The organism is Pseudoxanthomonas winnipegensis (assembly GCF_004283755.1).
GTDB classification, from domain to species: domain Bacteria; phylum Pseudomonadota; class Gammaproteobacteria; order Xanthomonadales; family Xanthomonadaceae; genus Pseudoxanthomonas_A; species Pseudoxanthomonas_A winnipegensis.
In genome coordinates, this window is the sequence record NZ_SHMH01000001.1 from 1 (window position 1) to 19,232 (window position 19,232).

At 61.6% G+C, this 19,232-nt stretch carries 16 protein-coding genes and 2 tRNA genes; 7 read left to right on the plus strand and 11 right to left on the minus strand.

What is annotated here, in order from left to right:
* Window positions 1–35 precede the first annotated feature (35 nt).
* The 4 genes from EAT51_RS00005 to EAT51_RS00020 all read right to left on the minus strand — a co-directional run bounded on the left by EAT51_RS00005 (window position 36) and on the right by EAT51_RS00020 (window position 3,429).
* Window positions 36–524 (minus strand): VirB8/TrbF family protein, encoded by a 489-nt coding sequence (locus EAT51_RS00005; RefSeq protein ID WP_228257771.1) that lies wholly within the window; start codon window positions 522–524, stop codon window positions 36–38.
* A gap of 67 nt (window positions 525–591) precedes the next feature.
* Complete coding sequence (locus EAT51_RS00010; protein ID WP_130520198.1) at window positions 592–1,011, minus strand: hypothetical protein; 420 nt, start codon at window positions 1,009–1,011, stop codon at window positions 592–594.
* Window positions 1,012–1,445: 434 nt separating this feature from the next.
* Window positions 1,446–3,095 (minus strand): type IV secretory system conjugative DNA transfer family protein, encoded by a 1,650-nt coding sequence (locus EAT51_RS00015; RefSeq protein WP_425478181.1) that lies wholly within the window; start codon window positions 3,093–3,095, stop codon window positions 1,446–1,448.
* 64 nt (window positions 3,096–3,159) lie between these two features.
* Complete coding sequence (locus tag EAT51_RS00020; RefSeq protein WP_228257772.1) at window positions 3,160–3,429, minus strand: hypothetical protein; 270 nt, start codon at window positions 3,427–3,429, stop codon at window positions 3,160–3,162.
* Window positions 3,430–3,818: 389 nt separating this feature from the next.
* Here EAT51_RS00020 and EAT51_RS00025 point away from each other — a divergent pair, with 389 nt between their 5' ends.
* Entirely contained in the window at window positions 3,819–5,030 is a 1,212-nt protein-coding gene (locus EAT51_RS00025; protein ID WP_130561123.1) for a site-specific integrase, read from the plus strand.
* Here EAT51_RS00025 and EAT51_RS00030 read toward each other — a convergent pair.
* Window positions 5,027–5,473: an Arc family DNA-binding protein gene (locus tag EAT51_RS00030; RefSeq protein ID WP_130561124.1), complete on the minus strand. Its 447-nt coding sequence runs from the start codon at window positions 5,471–5,473 to the stop codon at window positions 5,027–5,029. The two genes, EAT51_RS00025 and EAT51_RS00030, sit on opposite strands and share 4 nt — an antisense overlap.
* Window positions 5,474–5,571: 98 nt before the next feature.
* Here EAT51_RS00030 and EAT51_RS00035 point away from each other — a divergent pair, with 98 nt between their 5' ends.
* From EAT51_RS00035 to EAT51_RS00055, 5 genes are all read left to right on the plus strand, one after another.
* Window positions 5,572–5,781: a MerR family transcriptional regulator gene (locus EAT51_RS00035; RefSeq protein ID WP_130561125.1), complete on the plus strand. Its 210-nt coding sequence runs from the start codon at window positions 5,572–5,574 to the stop codon at window positions 5,779–5,781.
* A 433-nt stretch (window positions 5,782–6,214) separates the two neighbouring features.
* Window positions 6,215–6,445, plus strand: coding sequence for a hypothetical protein (locus EAT51_RS00040; RefSeq protein WP_130561126.1), 231 nt, complete (start codon window positions 6,215–6,217; stop codon window positions 6,443–6,445).
* Window positions 6,442–6,783 (plus strand): hypothetical protein, encoded by a 342-nt coding sequence (locus EAT51_RS00045; protein ID WP_130561127.1) that lies wholly within the window; start codon window positions 6,442–6,444, stop codon window positions 6,781–6,783. The genes EAT51_RS00040 and EAT51_RS00045 overlap by 4 nt, the downstream gene beginning before the upstream one ends.
* A gap of 154 nt (window positions 6,784–6,937) precedes the next feature.
* The gene (locus tag EAT51_RS00050; RefSeq protein ID WP_165422669.1) at window positions 6,938–7,381 is read left to right on the plus strand and encodes a phage major capsid protein; all 444 of its coding nucleotides are present in this window, start codon (window positions 6,938–6,940) and stop codon (window positions 7,379–7,381) included.
* A gap of 17 nt (window positions 7,382–7,398) precedes the next feature.
* Window positions 7,399–9,540 (plus strand): phage tail tape measure protein, encoded by a 2,142-nt coding sequence (locus EAT51_RS00055; protein ID WP_130561129.1) that lies wholly within the window; start codon window positions 7,399–7,401, stop codon window positions 9,538–9,540.
* 373 nt (window positions 9,541–9,913) lie between these two features.
* On the opposite strand, the gene EAT51_RS00060 is transcribed toward EAT51_RS00055, so the two are convergent.
* Both EAT51_RS00060 and uvrB read right to left on the minus strand, forming a co-directional pair.
* Window positions 9,914–9,988 (minus strand) — tRNA-Val (locus EAT51_RS00060).
* Between the two features lie 127 nt (window positions 9,989–10,115).
* Entirely contained in the window at window positions 10,116–12,137 is a 2,022-nt protein-coding gene (gene uvrB / locus EAT51_RS00065; RefSeq protein ID WP_130519921.1) for an excinuclease ABC subunit UvrB, read from the minus strand.
* Between the two features lie 157 nt (window positions 12,138–12,294).
* Here uvrB and EAT51_RS00070 point away from each other — a divergent pair, with 157 nt between their 5' ends.
* The gene (locus EAT51_RS00070) at window positions 12,295–12,846 is read left to right on the plus strand and encodes a GspH/FimT family pseudopilin (RefSeq protein WP_130519919.1); all 552 of its coding nucleotides are present in this window, start codon (window positions 12,295–12,297) and stop codon (window positions 12,844–12,846) included.
* Between the two features lie 180 nt (window positions 12,847–13,026).
* Here EAT51_RS00070 and EAT51_RS00075 read toward each other — a convergent pair.
* The 4 genes from EAT51_RS00075 to EAT51_RS00090 form a co-directional block, all read right to left on the minus strand.
* Window positions 13,027–13,103, minus strand: a tRNA-Asn gene (locus EAT51_RS00075).
* Window positions 13,104–13,154: 51 nt separating this feature from the next.
* Window positions 13,155–13,580, minus strand: coding sequence for a type IV pilin protein (locus tag EAT51_RS00080; protein ID WP_130519917.1), 426 nt, complete (start codon window positions 13,578–13,580; stop codon window positions 13,155–13,157).
* The gene (locus EAT51_RS00085; protein WP_130519916.1) at window positions 13,577–18,775 is read right to left on the minus strand and encodes a pilus assembly protein; all 5,199 of its coding nucleotides are present in this window, start codon (window positions 18,773–18,775) and stop codon (window positions 13,577–13,579) included. The genes EAT51_RS00080 and EAT51_RS00085 overlap by 4 nt, the downstream gene beginning before the upstream one ends.
* Window positions 18,772–19,173 carry a pilus assembly PilX family protein gene (locus EAT51_RS00090; protein ID WP_235871519.1) on the minus strand — a complete coding sequence of 134 codons (402 nt, stop codon included), beginning with the start codon at window positions 19,171–19,173 and terminating at the stop codon, window positions 18,772–18,774. The genes EAT51_RS00085 and EAT51_RS00090 overlap by 4 nt, the downstream gene beginning before the upstream one ends.
* Window positions 19,174–19,232 lie beyond the last annotated feature (59 nt).

Consider the following 19,232-nt stretch of genomic DNA (forward strand, 5'->3'; position numbering starts at 1 on the left):
GCTCGATCACCTGCTTCACCGCTTCGGCCTGGAACTCATCCGTGTACTGCTTGCTGTTGCCCATAAACACCTCGGTCATTGCCATCAATTATGGCAACCGGATGTCTACGAAAGGCTGGCCGGTCCAAGGACATCACGTTCACCTGCCGCCAGCCGCCCAGCGGTGTGAAAGTCTGGTCTGCATCGTAGGACTCACGGGCGAGCACATAGCGTTCGACATTGGCGCGGTTGATCGCCTCGTTGGAGGTGATGGTCTTGTCCATCACATCCGGCACCAGGCGGCTGGCCTGCACATTGCCGGTGTAGGGATCGGCCATCACGATGAACGGCGTGCGCTCCTTCAGCGGCAGCAGCATGAAATAGCCGCCGGCCAGCACCAGCGACAGGACGATGGCACCCGTGGCGACCTGCCAGGCGCGCTTTTCGCTGCGCTTGGCCATGTCGGCGATGGTGAGCTCGTAGTTCACCGCCTTCTGGATGGCCGCCTTGACCTTGGGCGTTTCTTCTTTCTTTCGGGAAATCATGCAGGGACGCTGCGCCTGTCGGGGATAGAGGATGCCGGCGCCGAATGGGACACCGACGCTGGAAACGTCATGGCTTGGAAGGCGGCGCGGCCGCCGGTGCGGTCATCGCGGCGGGCGCGGCGGAAGCCGACGTCACCGTGATCCTGTTGCCCACGACCGACACCGCGATCCCGCGTGGACCGTATGCACTGGTCAGCTGCGCGGCCGCGTCGCGGATATCGGTGGTGTCGATCTGCGAGACCGGGCCATACAGGGTGAAATCCGAGCCGAAGCGATAGTCCAGCTGCATGCCGCTGTCCTTGGCCCAACGGGTGAGCATGGTCTTCAAGGTGCCGTCCATCGGCGAGGCCTGGAAGATGTAGGTGCTCGACAGCGGGATCTCGATCGGCGTCTCGGAGTAGTTGTTGATCGGACGCCACTTGCCACCGAAGTCGGGCGCCGGCGTTGTGCCGCATCCGACGAGCAGCGCGCTCGACACGACCAGCATCGAAGAAAGTTTGACGATGTTCCGCTGCAACACGGCAACTCCTGTAAAGGGCAATCCGGACGAGGCGCACAAGAAACGACGCGCCATCCGCACTCTGGAAATGACGATCGATCGTTTCTAGTATCTGAAGATGACAAGGCGACGCGCCTGATCGATACGATCAGCGAGACGCCATTGTTCGACTGGCCTGTCGATGCGACTGTGCGCACAACCTGCGCGATGCGCTCTTAGCGCCGAAGAATCTCCTGACATCCCTTGTCCGCCCCCTTGTTCGACAACCGCCGCAGCAAGCAACACCGCAGCCACCACCACCCGGAAGGACTCCGCTCCAGGTGCCCCGTGCAGTAAAGCTAACGTGCATCTGACGGGTGCGTCAAGGATTCAGCACAGCTTCATCTGTCCTTCACAAGCCATAACGGAACGCGATGCGCGCATCAAACTGTGATGCGCTCCACATCCACCTTGTCCATCACGCGCGCGGTGAAGTAGCGCTCCTTGTAGTACTTGATCTTCTCGCACTTGACCGGATGCGCGATGCCTTCGTACAGGAAGACCTCCTGATCGAATCCCATCGCCTTGAGTTCCTGCGGCAGCATCAGCGCGCGCCGCTCCTCCGAAATGCTGCGCGTCACTTCGCGCCCGCGGGTGATGTTGCGCCGCTTGAAGGTGGTGTAGCCCAGCATCTCCGAGTAATCGTTGGCGTCCTGCTGCTCGCGCGGCGCGTAGATGATCTGCAACGCATGGTTGGTGATGATGGTGCGCGAGACGTCCTTGCCATAGGTCGCATCCAGCTGCGCCATCGACTGGATGATCGGCAACAGGCGAATGTTGTAGCCGGCCATGTACGACACGGCCGAGGCGATGATGTCGACCTTGCCGATCGCCGTGAACTCGTCCATCAGCAGCAGGCACTGGTACTTGAGCTCGGGGTTGCTCTGCGGCAACTCGCGGGTGTTGAGATTGATGATCTGGCTGAAGAACAGATTCACGATCAGTCGACTTTCGGCCAGCTTGTTGGGCTGGATGCCGACGTAGATGCTCGTCTTCTTCTTGCGCAGGTCGGTGAGCAGGAAGTCGTCGCCGGACGTGGCCGCGTCCAGCACCGGATTGATCCAGGCATTCAACGGTTCCTTCAGCGTGCCCATGATCGAGGCGAAGGTCTCATCCGCCTGCGACAGCAGGTTGGAGAAAGCCGAGCGCGCGTTGTCGCTGAGGAACTTGCGCGAGGCCAGGCCGCGCAGATAGGCCTTCAGATCCGTGCCATCGCCCGAGGACAGGCGATAGATACGCCCCAGCGTCGGCGGGCCGGAAGAGAACGGGAAGCCCGTGGCGATTTCGTCGTCGTGATTCTCGAACAGGAACAGCGCGAAGGCCATGAAGGCGTTGCGGGCCTGGCTGACCCAGAACTTCTGCTCGTCCGCGCCATCGGGATACAGCATGGCCGCGATGCTCATCAGATCGGACACGCGGAAGGCCGGATCGCGCGAGACGTAGGTCAGCGGATTCCAGCGATGGGTGCGGCGGTCTTCGGCGAAGGGATTGAACAGATAGACCTCGTGTCCCTGCGATCTGCGCCAGCCGCTGGTCAGCTCGAAGTTCTCCTGCTTGATGTCCAGCACTACCACCGACTCGGCGTAATCGAGCAGGTTGGGAATCACGATGCCCACGCCCTTGCCCGAACGCGTGGGCGCGGCCAGGATCACGAACTGCTGCCCCGGCAGGCGCACCAGCTTGCCGCCGAACTTGCCGACGATGATGCCGGTGTTCGAAGGCTGCAGCATCTTGTGCTTGTTCAGGTCGCCGGCATTGGCGAAGCGCGCATCGCCATGCAGCGACTGCCGCTTTCCCTTGAACAGCAGCGCCAGGATCAGGACATAGACGATCAGCACCGCGCCGAAGCCGATCCAGCCGGCCGCCTTGATCTTGCCGGCGTAAGGCCGATAGCGCGCGTCACCGAGCGCCTGGATGTACTCGACATACGTGTTCCAGTGCAGCGGCGCATGCACCTTGAGCAGCGCCATCGTCACATAGCCGGACAGGTACAGCCCCGCCGCCGCGGCCAGCACCGTCAACACGACGGCCAACCCAAGTTTCCCCTTGCTCAAGCGCACTCCTCCTTGAAGCCGCGCCCGCGCGCGGCGCGAATCATCAACGGATCAACCGGGCCGTCTTGGGCCGCACCGACTTGCGCCGGCGCGGACGCGCATCGTCGGCGCGGATCGGCTGCTCGTCCTCGATAAGCTGTTCCATGTACAGGCGCGCCTGCTCCAGCGAGGTCTCCTCGCGCAGCTTGGCGCCCGAGTCGGTGACCACCGCGTAACCGATCACCTCGTCCGGCGCATAGGCCGGGTCCGCATCGCGCGTGAGGGCGACGACCTGATAGCCGTGCTTCTGCAGGAGGGTGTGGCGGTATTCCATCCCTGGCGCTCCTCGAAGGTCCGAGAGCGCGATCCTAAGCGATCCCGGCGTGACGAGGCCACCTTCGCCCCCCAGGGCCTTAGGTCGCGGCAGGCTGCGCCTCGCCCAGGCGGGCGCCCCAGGATCGGCACACCGTCATCTGGCAACCTGGCGCCAGACATGAAAAAACCGGGCGCTGCCCGGTCCGTTTCATCTTCACCAGCCTGCCCCTGGCAGGAGCTGGTGGGCGGTACAGGGTTCGAACCTGTGACCCCTACCATGTCAACGGAATCTCGGCCCTTTTCAAATCATCTACTTGGGCTGATATCCCTTGTTTTATCGGTTCATTGCATCCCGTTGCATCTGTCGATATTGTGCAGTTTGCACTTACAGATGCACTTACGGATACCGTGAAAGCCAAGTTGACCCCTCGCACCGTTGACGCGGCCAAGCCTGCAGCCAAGCCCTACGAGATCCACGACACGGATCTGCGCGGGCTGCTGCTGCGTGTGCAGCCGTCCGGCGTGAAGTCTTATATCGTGACGTGGGGGCGCGGGAAGCGCCGCACCCTTGGCCGGCATCCGGTGATGACCGTGACGGGCGCGCGCAATGCAGCGCTGGCCGCACTGTCGGAGTCGGCGCAGCACGGTGCACCGCTGGCAGTGGTGGAGGCATCTAAGCCCAAGCCGCTGACCCTGGGCGACTTCATCCGAGACCACTACGCGCCTTGGGCCAAGGCGAACCAGAAGGCTGGCCAGGCGACGGTGGACGCGATCGGCGCGGTGTTCGCAGACCTGCTCGACAGGGAGCTTACCAAGGTGTCCGCCTTCGATATCGAGCGGGTGAAGTCAGCAAGGCTGAAGGCAGGCATGAAGCCGGCCACAGTGAACCGCGACCTGTCCCGCATCCGTGGCGCCCTGTCTCGCGCCGTGGACTGGGGCATGGTGGCCGATCACCCCATGCGGACCGTCAAACAGGCCAAGGGCGCCGACGACAGCCGCGTGCGCTACCTGACGGCCGACGAGGAGAAGCGCCTCAGGAAAGCGCTGTCAGAGCGCGAGGGCGCGCGCAGGGCCAGCAGGGAGCGCCACAACGCGTGGCACGCTGCCCGCGGCACTGAAGGGCACAGGCAGTGGCCCCAGGACGGCTACACCGATCACCTGCTGCCGATGACGCTGTTGGCGCTCAACACCGGCATGAGGCGTGGGGAGCTCCTTGGCTTGGATTGGAAGAACGTCAACCTGCCGGCCAAGCTGGTGACAATCACCGCCGGCAACGCGAAGTCGCGCAAGGCGCGCCACCTGCCGTTGAACACCGAAGCACTGGATGTGCTCACGTGCTGGAAGCGCCAGGGCACCGGCACCGGCCTGGTATTCCCCTCGCCCAAGACCGGCGGCCGCATGGACAACATCAACAGCAGCTGGGAGGAACTGTGCGGATCGGCGGACCTGGCGGACTTCCGGTTCCACGACCTGCGCCACTCGTTCGCCTCTCGCTTGGTCATGGCCGGCGTGGACCTCAACACCGTGCGCGAACTGCTGGGGCACAGCGATATCAGGATGACATTGCGCTACGCCCACCTAGCGCCGGACAAGCTGGCTGAGGCGGTGGCGAAGCTCTAATCTCTACTGTCCAAGAGCTCGTAAATCTCAGTAGGGATGTGACCGCCCTTGGTTGCTGCAGCGAGCAAGACCGGAACGGTTTCGTTCAATCGCTTGAGGTCCTTTTCGAACAACTCTTTTATCTGCATAACCGAAGTAAGCAGATCCTGATCTGGAGCCGCATTGTCTGTCATAAACAGATACTTGAAAGGCGTTTCGTCGCCCTGCTTCACCTTTTCGATATCTGCCTCGTAGCGCGCGATCACTTTTTCTGTTTCGGCGCGCCGGTCGATTGCCTTTCTCAGCAGCTCAAATGCCGCAGCTTTGTCTGTGTGAAAAGAGCGCTCTAACCGGCGAACCACCTCGGCTGTGATCGATCGACCCGCTGCGGAAGCGGCTGAGTCAAGTCGGTCCTTGAGATCTGCAGGCAGGCGAAGCTTGAACTGGATTTCGGGTGTCGTCATGGCCGCGGATGATGGACCACAATGGTCCTTGACCGCAACGGACCATTGTGGTCCACTGAGTCTACCGGACCAATTTGGTCCATACAGAGGCTCAGCCGATGACCAACCCTAGCAACAAACTCGCCTACCCCATTGAGGAGGCGTTCGCCCTGATCGGCGTGTCCCGGACGCGCGGCTATCAGCTCATCAACTCAGGCTCACTGCGCACCTACAAGGCCGGCAAGCGCCGCCTGTGCAGCCATTCGGCGCTGGTTGACTGCCAGCGGGAGATGGAGAAGGCCTCAGCCCAGCGGACCGCAGCAGCCTGACCGGGAGGATTCGCCGTGTCAGACGCACCAAAGAAAAACGGCCCGCTCCAGGTACGAACTGGAACGAGCCGTCGAATCCATGACCTAACCCTTCGACAGGAAAGACCATGAACACCAATTTACACCATCCAGACCCCGAAGCAATCGGACAACACCCTGAGGACGTGTCAGAAAAGTCTGAGCGCCCTACCCGGCTCAGCCCACTGGCCTGCGATTGCTGTGGAAAGTCCGCCAGCTACCTCCAGCTTCGCAGGACCACTGTTGTCTTCCCCTTCGCAGAGCTGCCGTTCTGGCTGTGCTTCGAGTGCATGGCAGAGCACGAGGACGCTGACGATGCTGGGCTCGATCGCTATCAGTGGATCCTGTCCAGGGCGGGCAGATTTGGACCCGAGTGGCAAGACGCTGTTGCTGACCAGCTGATGGAGGCGCGGGCATGAACGAGTTACTGCGCGAAGAAATCGCCGACATCCTGCGCGAAGCGCCGTTCCCGGATGTCCTGGATCCGGGCATCGAGCAGTTGCTGGCAGAAGCGAAGGCCCTGCTGCAGGTCGTGCAGCCGCCCGGCTCCGAGGCCGACACCCTCGAAGCCCGCACCATCGGCGCGGTCCTCGACCGCGTGAACCGCGCGACGGAACTCCTTGCCAAGAGGAACGACAAGCAATGAACATCCAGACCCACGGGATGCTCGAAACGCATCCATCCGTGTTGTTCCCGCTGCCGGCAGGCGACTACGCCCACGTGCTGGTGCGCGATCACTGCAACGCCCCCGCCTATGTCCCCGGCGATGTGCTCTTGGTGAACCTGGCCATTCGCCGCTTTGTCGCGGATGGCCTCTATGTGGTCGAGCACGCCGGCCAACAGAAGATCCGTTACCTGCGCGATGACGGCAGCCTGCGCATGGTCTGCGGATCCCATCCGACCGTGGCAATCACAGTGACGGCTGACACCTGCCACGTGCTTGGCATGGTCGAGTCGGCGGCCAAGGTTCGGAGGGTCGGATGAGCGATCAACCAATGCGCCTGGTGCTGGGCGAACCGTCGTGGTCCCTGCACCGCGCCCTGCCCGACCTGGGCGAACGCACCGCGGCTCAGTTCCAAGAGCTGCATCGCGCGCCTACGGCAGAGCGAGCGGAACGCCTTGCCATCGAGCTGGATGGGTGTCGGCAGCACGTCCTGCGCTATCGCCAGCCTATGGCACGACCACTGCCGACATCATCGGCGAGTCGCTGATGGTCCAGGCGAACAACGGCTATAGCCCCAGCCTGGTGATCATGTCGCCCTTCGACTGGTTCAAGCTGCAGATCACGCGCAAGAACGCAACGGACGAGGAGTACGTGTTCGGCTCCCCGACCTCCCCGCTGCCGCCCTCGCTCTGGAACACGCGCGTTGTGACCCCGGCTGGCATGCCCGGCGGCACGGCCCTGACCATCGATACCAGCTTCGTCAACGTGCTGGAGCGCTGGTCGCTGGTGGTACAGATCAGCAACTCCCACGCGGACTTCTTCATCCGCAACCTGGTGGCCATCCTGGGAGAGGTGCGCGCCGGCCTTGAGGTTCTGGATACCGCGGCGGTGCAGAAGGTCACGCTGCCTACCACCTGATGAAGTGAGGCCCAGAAATGTCGCTTGGCAGCGTGACCATAGATCTGCTCCTCCGCACGGGCAGCTTCACTACCGACTCCAAGGTCGCCGAAAAGCGCCTGAAAGACATGGGCGATGCGGCTTACAAGGCCGGCGAGCAGATCGGAAAATCGATCCGCGGCGGCGCGCTGCTTGCGGCTACCGGCTTGGCAGCCGCCGGCACCGCCGCGATCGCTTGGACCGATCAGATCGTCCAGCTGAATGTAGAGATGGAGCGGCTGTCAAAGCTCTCCGGCACCAGCAGCGATACCTTCCAGCGCCTGGCGGCGGGCGCCAATGCGGTCGGCATCTCGAACGAGAAGCTGGCCGACATCCTGAAGGACGTGCAGGACAAGACGGGTGACTTCCTGCAAACCGGCGGCGGCGGCATGGCCGACTTCTTCAAGAACATCGCCCCCCAGGTGGGCCTGACTGCTGAGCAGTTCCGCAAGCTCTCCGGACCGGATGCCCTACAGGCCTACGTCAACGCCCTACAGAAGGCTGGTGTGTCGCAGAGCGAGATGACCTTCTACATGGAGGCCATCGCGTCGGATTCGTCGATGCTGGTGCCCCTGCTGCGGGACAACGGCCGGGGCTTCAGGGAGTGGGGCGACGAGGCTGCGCGCGCCGGCGCCATCATGGGCGGCGAGCTCTCCGAGAACACCAAGGCGATGCAGGAGACGACCGCTCGCCTCAAGCTGGCCTTTCAGGGGATGAAGGTCGAGGTAGCAAGCGCCCTCCTCCCCACGCTCAACGAGTTCGCCAACTCGATCTCCGGCGCGCAGATGGGCAAGGCGTTCGGCACCATGACCGGCTGGGTGGGCGGCGTGGTGACCAATCTGGCGAGCGGCACGGTCGCGTTGGTGAACTTCATCGATCAAGCCAACCAGCTGTATAAGCTGGCGAACGGCGGAAGCGTGGGGAACGCGGATTACGACGCATTGAACGCCCGCCTTGCCCAGATCAACACCGAGAAGCGCGACCTCAATAGCTGGAAGTCGAACCTGCTCGGTATTCCCCTGACCGATGGCCAGGAGAAGTTCAAGCTCGACCAGCTGAAGGCGCTCAACTCCGAAAGCGAGAAGATCATCCGTCAGATTGCCAGCCTCAACCGGAAGGCTATAGGCGACGCAATGACGATCATTGACCCCTCTGACGGCTACGAGGCCTGGAAGCTTGGCCAGGGGAACGGGAAGCCAACCGGCGGAACCAAGAAGACGGCCAAGGAAAAGGACACCACGGCACTGCGCGAGCAGATCCTGGCGATGACTGACCTGGACAAGGCCATGATGTCCGCCGACGCCTCCTCGCTGGACTGGTCCAACAGGCTGGAGGACCTTCAGGCCCAGCTGCAGGGCGGCCTAGCCCCGGCGATGCTGGAGTACAAGCGCAGCCTCGCAGAGCTGGATGCCGCCTACAAAACGGGCAAGGTCACCTCGCAGGACTACGCGACCTGGCAGCAAGCACTGAACGAGCAGCTGGAGGCAAACACATTCAAGCTGGCCGACACCACCCATGAGGCCACGCAGGCGATGACGGTCTTCGCCGACCAAGCGGCCCGGAACATGCAGGACGCGTTTGCCGACTTCCTGTTCGATCCGTTCCAGGATGGCGTGAAGGGGCTTGCAGAAAACTTTGCGAAGACGCTAAAGCGCATGGTCGCCGATGCAACTGCAGCCAACTTGCTGAAGGCGCTTTACGGCGGCGGCAGCCAGTACACGGGCACACTCTCAACTCTGTTCGGCAGCAGCTGGGGATTCGCTGAGGGTGGCCACGTCAGAGGCCCAGGCACCAGCACAAGCGATAGCATCCCCGCTTATCTCTCCAACGGCGAGTACGTGGTCAAGGCGGACGCTGTCAGCAAGTACGGCCGCGGGTTCTTCGATGCTATCAACGCGAGGCGCTATGCCAGCGGCGGCTATGTGGGCGGTCAGGGCGCCCCCGTCTCAGGTGGTGATCGAGGCGTAACGGTGCAGATCGAGAACCACGCCTCCCCCGTCTCAGCCCAGGCAACCACCAGCCAAGCGCCAGACGGGTCGATGCTCATCAAGCTGGTGCTCAACGCTGTCACAGACAGCGCCGTCAATGGATCGTTGGGAACAGCCCTGACGCGGACGTACGGGCTCAGGAAGTCGGTGTAACGAGCAGGCCGTCTCGTCTGGTGCGATGACAATCCGTAGGCTGGCGTCATGGCCTCCCACGACGAAAAAGATAGCACCCAGCCCCTCGGGCCTGATCCCTTCGGACACCTGACGTGCAGAGACACACGCACGCCGGAGGAGCGGAAGTCTGCTGAGTCGAAGGAGTGGGCCAGGCGAAAGGGCCGTGGCCGCAAGGACTGGTGGAAGAAGCACCTGCCAGATCCGCAGGACGGGCTTGGGTGAGGCGCCCAGCGGCACCGGCACGCTGTCGATGGACAGACCGCGCGCACTTACCCTGCACTTACGAAAAAGCCGACCATCTAGGCCGGCTTCCGTCTGATCCCACGAAACGACTATTTCTAAGCCATTTCAGTGGTGGGCGGTACAGGGTTCGAACCTGTGACCCCTACCATGTCAAGGTAGTGCTCTACCGCTGAGCTAACCGCCCGTTGCGACATCGTGTCGCCGCGCCCTCGGTGCGAGGGGCGCGCATCATAACATCACCTGCGTGCGGCGTGAACAGCCCTGCGCGGCTTTTCCTCCCGCCCCGCTCCCTGCCCGGCCAGCCGCCCGCCTCACACGGTCAGGCTGACGGACTTGAGCTTCTGGATCTCGTCGCGCAGGCGGGCGGCGTCCTCGAACTCCAGATCCCGCGCGTGCTGGTACATGCGTGTCTCCAGCGTCTTCAGGCGCGCCGCGATCTGCTGTGGGCTGAGCGCGCCGTAGTCCTCGGTCGGCTCGGCAACCTTGCGGCCCTTGCCACGCTTGGGTGCATCCTCGTTGGCCGCCTCGCGCGCGCCCTCCAGGATGTCCACGATCGGCCGCGCCACCGACTTGGGCACGATGCCATGCTCGGCGTTGTACTCCTCCTGCTTGGCGCGGCGGCGGTCGGTCTCGTCGATGGCGGCCTTCATCGAGGGCGTGATCCGGTCGGCGTATAGGATCGCCTTGCCGCGCAGGTTGCGCGCGGCGCGACCGATGGTCTGGATCAGCGAACCGGTGGAGCGCAGGAAGCCCTCCTTGTCCGCGTCCAGGATCGCCACCAGCGACACCTCGGGCATGTCCAGGCCCTCGCGCAGCAGGTTGATGCCGACCAGCACGTCGAACTTGCCCAGGCGCAGGTCGCGGATGATCTCGACCCGCTCGACCGTGTCCACGTCCGAGTGCAGGTAGCGCACCTTGATGCCGTGCTCGCCCAGGTACTCGGTCAGGTTCTCGGCCATGCGCTTGGTCAGCGTCGTCACCAGCACGCGGTCGCCCATCGCGATGCGATCGTTGATCTGAGAAAGCAGGTCGTCGACCTGCGTGCCGACTGGGCGGATCTCAACTTCCGGATCGGTCAAGCCCGTCGGGCGTACCACCAACTCGGTGATCTCGCCATCGGATTCGCGCAGCTCGTAAGGCCCGGGCGTTGCCGAGACATAGATGCTGCGCGGCGAACGCGCCTCCCACTCCTCGAAGCGCAGCGGGCGGTTGTCCAGCGCCGAGGGCAGCCGGAAGCCGAACTCCACCAATGTCTCCTTGCGCGAACGGTCGCCCTTGTACATCGCACCGATCTGCGGAATGGTCACGTGCGATTCGTCGATGACCACCAGCGCATCGGCCGGCAGGTAGTCGAACAAGGTCGGCGGCGGCTCGCCCGGCGCCTTGCCGGTGAGATGGCGCGAGTAGTTCTCGATGCCGCTGCAGAAGCCCACCTCGGCCATCATCTCCAGGTCGAACTGGGTGCGCTGCGCCAGGCGCTGCGCCTCGACCAGCTTGTTCTGCTGGTATAGCTGCTCCAGCCGCTCCTTCAGCTCGATCTTGATCGTGTCGACCGCGCTGAGCGTGCGCTCGCGCGTGGTGGCGTAGTGGGTCTTCGGGTAGACGGTGTAACGCAGCACCTTGCGGATGGTCTCGCCGGTGAGCGGGTCGAACAACGTCAGCCCCTCGATCTCGCCGTCGAAGAGCTCGATGCGCAGCGCCTCGACGTCGTTCTCCGCCGGATGCACGTCGATCACCTCGCCACGCACGCGGAAGGCGCCGCGCTGCAGCTCGTACTCGTTGCGCGTGTACTGCAGGTCGGTCAGGTGCCGGATCAGCTGGCGCTGGTCGATGTGCTCGCCGCGCGAGAGGATCAGGCGCAGCGACAGATAGTCCTCGGGTGCACCCAGGCCGTAGATCGCCGAGACCGTGGCCACCACCAGCGCATCGCGCCGCGACAGCAGCGTCTTGGTCGCGGCCAGGCGCATCTGCTCGATGTGCTCGTTGATCGAGCTGTCCTTCTCGATGAAGGTGTCCGAGGACGGCACATAGGCCTCGGGCTGGTAGTAGTCGTAGTAGCTGACGAAGTACTCCACCGCGTTGTGCGGGAAGAACGACTTGAACTCGCCGTACAGCTGAGCCGCCAGCGTCTTGTTCGGCGCCATCACCAGTGTGGGCTTCTGGATGCGCTCGATCACGTTGGCGATCGTGTAAGTCTTGCCCGAGCCGGTCACGCCCAGCAGCGTCTGCTTGGCCAGGCCCGCCTCGAAGTTCTCGGTCAGCCGGTCGATGGCCTGCGGCTGGTCGCCGGAAGGCGAATAAGGGGAAACGAGCTGGAAGCGGTCTTCGCTCATGGTCACGCCTTCGAAGTCGAAAAAAAGTATAGCGCCGGGGTTAGTGAGCTCCGGATGCAGACATTTCCTACCGATCGGTGCGCCCAGCGCCGATGTTGGCAGCCGGCCGCAGGAGCGAGGCTGACCCTCCCCTCCCAACTCGGACAAGGAATGCCCGATGAACATCCGCCCGTCCCGCAAGGACCGACGACATGCCCGTGGCCTCACCCTGGTCGAATCGCTCGTGGTCTTGGCCGTGGCCAGCATCGGCCTGGCCATCGGCGTGCCGTCCTACAACGCCTTGCTGCGTCACCAGCGCGAAGCGGCCACGACCAACCTGCTCAGCTCCTTCCTGGCGTCCGCACGCAGCACCGCGATCAGCTACCGCATCCCGACGGTGGTCTGCCCGTCGCTGGACAAGAAGGAATGTCGGGACGACAGCGACTGGACACAAGGCTGGATCATGTTTTTCGACGCCGACGGCAACCGTCGCCCGGACCTCAGCGAGGACCTGCTGCGCGTGGAATCGGCCCCGCGCGATCCTGACCTGCGGATCCTCTCCACCGGGGGCCGCCCCAAGGTCACCTTCCTGGCCAACGGCAGTGCCGCCGGCACCAACCTGACCATCCGGCTGTGCCGTGGCGACACGTCCCACGCGGCCGTGATCGTCAACCAGAGCGGCCGCACGCGGGTGGAACAGCCGCGGACGTCAAAGGGATGCGAAAGCTGAACAGGGCGCGCACCACCATGTCGCCTCCCCCGTCAAAGCGGCTCGTCAATGATCGTGGGCGGACTGACACGCGTGAGTCCGAGCCCCCGCCTCGGAGCGGTGGCTGCGCAGGTCGGCCCGGCGGACGGAAGCGCAAAAAAGCCACGGGCCTGCATCGCTGCAGGCCCGTGGCTTGAATCTTGGCGCCCGAAGTTGGACTCGAACCAACGACCCCCTGATTAACAGTCAAGTGCTCTAACCGGCTGAGCTATTCGGGCGGGGGCGCAAATTCTAGGGGAAGCTGCCGCAGTAACGCAAGCCTGCCGTTTTCATTGCCAGCACTGCGCGTAAGTTGCCGCACCTGACTCTGTCTTCACGTTGGCCTGATTGATGGTCAGCGTGCCGCAACGATCCTTGTTCTGGCCGCCTGTGGTGTTCGGCGCCGCAGTGATTGTAAACGTAGTAGCCGAGCCAACCGCCGTAGTCAAGGTGTAATAAGCCGTACCCGTACGCGGACTCTGAGTGAAGGGTGGCGTCATGCTCCCAGGTGAGAAGCCAGTGTAGGCGCCATGCACCGTCCGGTACCGTTCGGCAAGCTGCACCAGTTCGACAAGGTCTGCCTTGGCCTGAGCGCGGCGCGATTTCCGCACCTGCTCTTGGTAGCTCGGATAGGCGATCGCCGCAAGGATGGCAACGATCGCGACGACGATCATCAATTCGACCAAGGTGAATCCAGCGCAATCCCGTTTAATCATCGCAACTGCCTCCAGGACTGCCGCCCGCACGTGCGTTGTATTGAGAGTGACTGTGATGGATTTATGGGATCTTGAACCACTTCACTGCAGGCATTGGCAGGCGCAACAGGATTACAGGTACTGTCAGCCGGATCACAGTAAGCCGGAAGTCCCGGGGTAGGCTGTGTGATCCCGACGCCCTGACTGGGCGCCCCACTACCAGAAGAGACTCCACCTGTATTACCGTCGCCAACCGCAGTCGTGCTTGGCGGCACAACGATCTGCCCGAGGGATGCAGCTCCAGACAACGGATTGAGGCCATAGAGCCAATTGACGCCACCTGGCACGCAATCGGCTCCCACCCCCGGAATATAGGTAGGGAAATAGATCCTGCCGCTTTGGATCCTGGGATTACCGATCATGCGTTCCCCCCTCTTGATATAGTTCCCGCCATTGTCCTTAAGCGCAAGATCCATATACCACCCGCGCTGGTTTAGATAGTTGACACCATTTGTAGAAACTGATCTGGTAGGCGGCGTCGTAGCATCGTCTGACAGAATCGTCTGCTGAGCCAGGCTATTGCGGCCTGTTACTGTGGTGCCGTCAAGCTTATCCCAGATGCCGTAGACCGTCTGGAGGTCCTTGGTACTGCTATCGCCATTGGCGAAGTAACGCCCCGTTCCGAAGTACACCATGTAACCGCCGTTGGGACCTACCGACAGCTCAAGTCCACCCGTGATGGGCTGCCGATTGCCATCGGGATCCTTAGCAGTAAAAAGAGGCGTGGCTCCCACACTCCAAGAACCCTGGGTCGCGCCGCTAAGATCGAACTTCCATACGTTGCCCTGGAGATCACCGCCGTACGCCATGTCGACCAAGCCATCGCCATTGCTGTCGGCAACCACGATATTCCCCAAGCCGTTCATCGGACTCGCAACGTTACCGCTGAACTGTGCCAGCCAGTCGGTCAGCAGGTTTTTCCAGCCAGTTGGCTTGATCCGATTGAGCACTTCGCCTGTGGCCATGTCTACAACATAAAGCACCGGATCGCCATTGATGCTGTTGTATCCGTTGCCAAACAATGCGACCCACTGTTTATTCTGCAACGGCACTACGACAGGTTGGCCGAGCACGTTGCCGATGTCGCGGTCACCGCCGTCGGTACGATCGTTCACTTCCCATAACACATCGCTGGGGCCAAGTGGCGTAGGAGTTGCGGCGGTGAGTCGGGTCACATTGAGACCAAACGCGCCCTTTTGCCCTGCACCGATACCCGCCGCCAATACGGTCTGCCACGTGTTGCTGATGGGCATGTCCGCCAAGGTCAGCTTCCCATCCATGTAGTAGCGGTGCGTGTAATCGGGCCGTGCCAGATAGCCCAGACCTGTGGCACGATCGCGCTCAAGTAAGGCGTTCGGTATGTAAGCCGAAATTTCCGCGCCGTTGTCACCAAACGCGTGCAGCATCCCGTCGTTTGCGCCGACGAAAGTAATCTCTCTTCTGGACGATTTGCTATTGACGTAGGCGGTGTACGACGTCGCCAGCGTGCCGAGGCCGCTGGACGCAGACCACCCATAGTTGGCGAGTTTTGTCGCGATCACCGGATTGGAATTAATGACGTCGCCCATCACACTGCTGCGCGCGCGATATGGCGTTGAGTTCTTGATCCCACCTTGCAGGGTCCGATCGCCTCGGAGAAACGACACCAGCGAATCGGCAGACATGTTTGCGCCGAAGTCGTTATTGAAGTCGCTTTCATTGGGGTATCCCAGCCGGGCAAGCACCTGCGCCCGGCTGGAACCAAGGTTAGCCGCCGTGAAATCTCTGATCGTAGTGGCACGGACGGTTGCAGGTCCGACCGGCCCAGTCGATGTGAGGATCTTGCGAGCGGCCGCGCCAGCGGTCGTAGTCGGCAGCTGCGCCGCCGCACTCCAGAGCAGAGTACCTCGCAAACCATTCGACTCTATTCGGTAAGCCGCCACATCGCCCGTCCAGTCGGTGCCGTTGTTCGCACTACTGTAGCTTGGGAATACCGCAAACGACCCCGCCGTTACCTGCGCTCCTGCCACCGCGACTGAACCGCTGCTACCAGAGGAGCTCTCGATCTTGTCGAAGGCGTTGCCGAGCTGCTTACGCAGGTTAAGTGGATTGGTTACAAGGAAGTAATTATCTGGCACGCCGTCGCCGTTTGCGTCCCACTCCGAATTCTGAGGCACGCCATCGTTGTTGGAGTCATCGAAACCGCCGTACTTTGCGGCGTACCACAACGGATCCTGCAGACGGATCGCTGGCGAAGTCGTCGACGGCGTGAAGGTGCGGGTCGCACTCAAGCCAAGTCCATTGCTACAGGGGGCCGTATTGAGGGCACCAGAGGCCGCGCATCCGCCAGCATCGACACCGGTCGGCGTGTTGAGGGAGTACACCGAGTTCGCCACCGCACTATCGGCGTCACGGACCTCGAGATACACCCCATCCTTAGTTGTGCCGGATATCACGTAGCCAAGGTTCTGGTTAGCGCTGCCGGCCGCATACTCGGATGTAAGCGAGATGGTCACCGTTCCATTTGCATTTTCCGCAACTACATAGCGCACGATGGCGTCCATGTCGAAGTCGTTGCCCTGTTCAACGTCCTCGTAGCTAATACGGAAAGACGCGTAAGGACGGCCGCCGTTTGTATTCCTGTCCTCAACGCTGGTCATATTGACGAGCTGGTCGATATACAACGCCACGATAGTATTTGTTGGCTTGCGCTCGTTGCCGCCGAAGGTACCACTTACTGTCTTGCCAAACGGCAAGATGGTGATGTTACCGAACTGGAATTTTGGCAATGGCGAAGCTAGCGCGATCGAATAAGTGCTCAACTTCTGGGCGCCGGTCGCACCATTCAGATCATTAAGGTGAGCAAAGCGTGCCACACTGCCGGCGTAATAGGTTCCGTTCTTAGTCGGCTCTTCTGGCGACAAGCCGCGAATATTGCCGAAGCTCGATGCGGTCTTCGGTGTGGGCGCACCATCGGTCGTGCCATTGACGTCACCGATGAATACGCTTCGAGGACCACCGTACTCCTGACTCCAGATTCTGTCGCCTTCTACACTAGCCGAGAACTGAGCAACGCCGGAAGGCGTGGTTCCGGTGCTGGTCAGCGCTCCGGAAAAAGCACTGCCTGGCAAGTCACCGTCGTAGCTGGGATTGATATCGCTAATGATGGTCTGGAACGGCTTGGCGCAGAACGGGAAGCCATTCGCGCCGTACGGATCGCGCCAGGTCTCGGTAGACAATCCCATAGCCCTTTCTTCGGCGGCACCGTTTGTGCTCGTATTGGCCACAAAACGCGGTGTAGGCGCCCCTGCGCCAGCGAAGTAGCGCATCGACTCGTAGAGCATTTCGGCAATCGGATTACCCCACATCCGACAATTGCCGTTACTGATCGGATTCGGCGAACCGCCGCAATTGCCGTTCCCATTTCCCCAATTGAACGAGACGTCCGAATCCGTATTGTCGGTGACGCCGCTGCCATAGGCTCCGCCGATCATGCGCAACTTGCTGATCGTACGTGCAATGCCGTCGACATTGGTCAGGAACTGGCCTGTCTGCGAGTCTATTTCGCTGGAAAAACTGGTGACGTTGCGCCTTAGAACGCCGCCTTCAATATTATTGGGCTGCGAGCCGGTGATCAGACCGAAGTACATCCGATCACCTTCGCCATAGTCATGGAGGATGCCAGTGGGCTTGTAGCTGCCATTGGGGTACTGCTTGCAAGTGGTGTCGCGAAGCGCCTCGTTTGCGGGGCAGACCTGCACACGAACATGATAATCTTGGCGCGTTGCGGGGTTGCGTGACGGCGTCAGGTTGTAGGTGCTCAGGTTGATGCTGCCCGACCATCCAGGAGAGGTTCCGTCTGAAGGCGGCACGATTGTCCACTCGCTCCATGCCGTGCTGCTTGAGGTCCTAGAACGATAGCGCAAGATGTAGACCTCGCTTCCGGTCGCATCTTCCATTCTGAATTTGACACCGTAACTGGCCCCTCTTCTCAGTGACATAACGGAGGTGGCATATCGGCCCTGACACGCCGCATCCGTAGATCCACAGGCACCATGGCCACCGTACCACCCTGCCGAGCCTATCCTCGTATTACCATTGAAGATCTGGACGTCGACCGCGTCATCCCCGTCCACGGCGAACTGGTAATCTTCGGTGCCAGAGCCAGCAGAGGCCTGGAATGTTCCGGTCATGACCGCGAGAAAGTTGTCCTGCTGGGAGCTGTATAGATTGCAGTTGCTCGTGCAGTTGATAGTCGAGATGGAGCCATTCCCAAACTGATATGCCGCGTAGTTCGCTTCGAGCTGGTCGAAGCCGCTGGCATTAGCCGGATGGCCGGGGAAAGGATCGGCGGTGCCATTAGTGACGCAGTCCACGCGCTGATTGCTGGCGTTAAAGCACTTGTTGCCCGCCACTGGTGCCTCGATCGACAACCAGTTGAACACACGCGTCGGCGTATTCTGCAGCACACGCAGATAGGGGCCTACGTAATTGCTGTTCGCATAATCCTGCAGCGTGGTGATCGCGAACAGGTGATATCTGCCGCTGGAAGGAGCACGCAGCGGCGCGTATTTGGCGATATCGTAGCCATCGCGTGCCTGACTCTGATATTCCTTGCCCCAGCTATGTCCGTCCTGTGGAAAAAACGAACCCTCCAGCACGGTCTGGTTCGGGTCATCGACACGGCGATTGCCCCCATAAAGCACCTTGCGCAGCGCATCCAGCCGCGAGGTGGTCAGATAGTTGAGGAAATCACCGCTCCACGTGCTTCCATTGCAGGTCTTGTCGGCAGTCGCAGTTCTGGGAACAAACTTTGAGCCGTCCCAGTCGTAGCAAACGTATGAGTTGAAGTAGCCGTAGTAGTCGATCTTGTACTTGGATTCGCCTTCGTTAATTGTTCCGGCCTTAAGCACCCAACCGCGGTAACCGACATCGATGATGCCATCGCCATCCAGATCGGACGTGTCGTTGTAGGCCGAGAAGTAGATCTTGTGATCCTTGCCCATCACCAACATGTTCAGCGGGGGAATCGCGCTGCGAGTGAACAGCGGAGCTTGAGCGATCGACAAAAGCGAAGGCGCGAGCCAAGTAATGGCCGCTCGAGCCACCGCAGCGGCTACAAGCGCAAGGACAACCACGGAAAGAGCTCGCCGGATGTTCATAGTTTGTCGGCTCACGGCTTGATAAAGATGGTGTCGATGGCGGCAGCCGCAGTGGAATCGGCAGCGGATGCTTGGTCACGGCTGAAAGCCGTGGTGCGGTACATGTTGCACAACTCGCGATCCGCGCCGGCCTTCGCGCTGCATTGCGCCGTGCATATGCTGATGTTGGTAGTACGGATATCGCTACCGACAGTGCTGGCGATATTGTTGGCCCAAGCGGCCGGATCGAAGGCCGAGGCGCAGTTTTCGTAGTCGTAAGCGATGCCGCTGACGATCGCAGCCTCGCGGCCACTGATCTGAGCCTCAGCATTCTGAAAGGCCAGATTGGTGGCCATGAAGTTGCTGGTCATGCGCTCCTGCATCGTCGACACCTGCATACCAACGATCCCGAGAATGGCCAGCAGGATCAGCATGATCATCGCCACATAGAGCACCGCGCCTGACTGTCGACCAGGCGGGGAGGACGTTGCAC

Coding starts and splice junctions, on each gene's coding strand:
- uvrB (WP_130519921.1), bottom strand. CDS start 12,137: ATGAGCGAAGACCGCTTCCAGCTCGTTTCCCCTTATTCGCCTTCCGGC.
- EAT51_RS00005 (WP_228257771.1), bottom strand. CDS start 524: ATGATTTCCCGAAAGAAAGAAGAAACGCCCAAGGTCAAGGCGGCCATC.
- EAT51_RS00010 (WP_130520198.1), bottom strand. CDS start 1,011: ATGCTGGTCGTGTCGAGCGCGCTGCTCGTCGGATGCGGCACAACGCCG.
- EAT51_RS00035 (WP_130561125.1), top strand. CDS start 5,572: ATGACCAACCCTAGCAACAAACTCGCCTACCCCATTGAGGAGGCGTTC.
- EAT51_RS00090 (WP_235871519.1), bottom strand. CDS start 19,173: ATGCTGATCCTGCTGGCCATTCTCGGGATCGTTGGTATGCAGGTGTCG.
- EAT51_RS00080 (WP_130519917.1), bottom strand. CDS start 13,580: ATGATTAAACGGGATTGCGCTGGATTCACCTTGGTCGAATTGATGATC.
- EAT51_RS00070 (WP_130519919.1), top strand. CDS start 12,295: ATGAACATCCGCCCGTCCCGCAAGGACCGACGACATGCCCGTGGCCTC.
- EAT51_RS00045 (WP_130561127.1), top strand. CDS start 6,442: ATGAACATCCAGACCCACGGGATGCTCGAAACGCATCCATCCGTGTTG.
- EAT51_RS00020 (WP_228257772.1), bottom strand. CDS start 3,429: ATGGAATACCGCCACACCCTCCTGCAGAAGCACGGCTATCAGGTCGTC.
- EAT51_RS00040 (WP_130561126.1), top strand. CDS start 6,215: ATGAACGAGTTACTGCGCGAAGAAATCGCCGACATCCTGCGCGAAGCG.
- EAT51_RS00055 (WP_130561129.1), top strand. CDS start 7,399: ATGTCGCTTGGCAGCGTGACCATAGATCTGCTCCTCCGCACGGGCAGC.
- EAT51_RS00030 (WP_130561124.1), bottom strand. CDS start 5,473: ATGACGACACCCGAAATCCAGTTCAAGCTTCGCCTGCCTGCAGATCTC.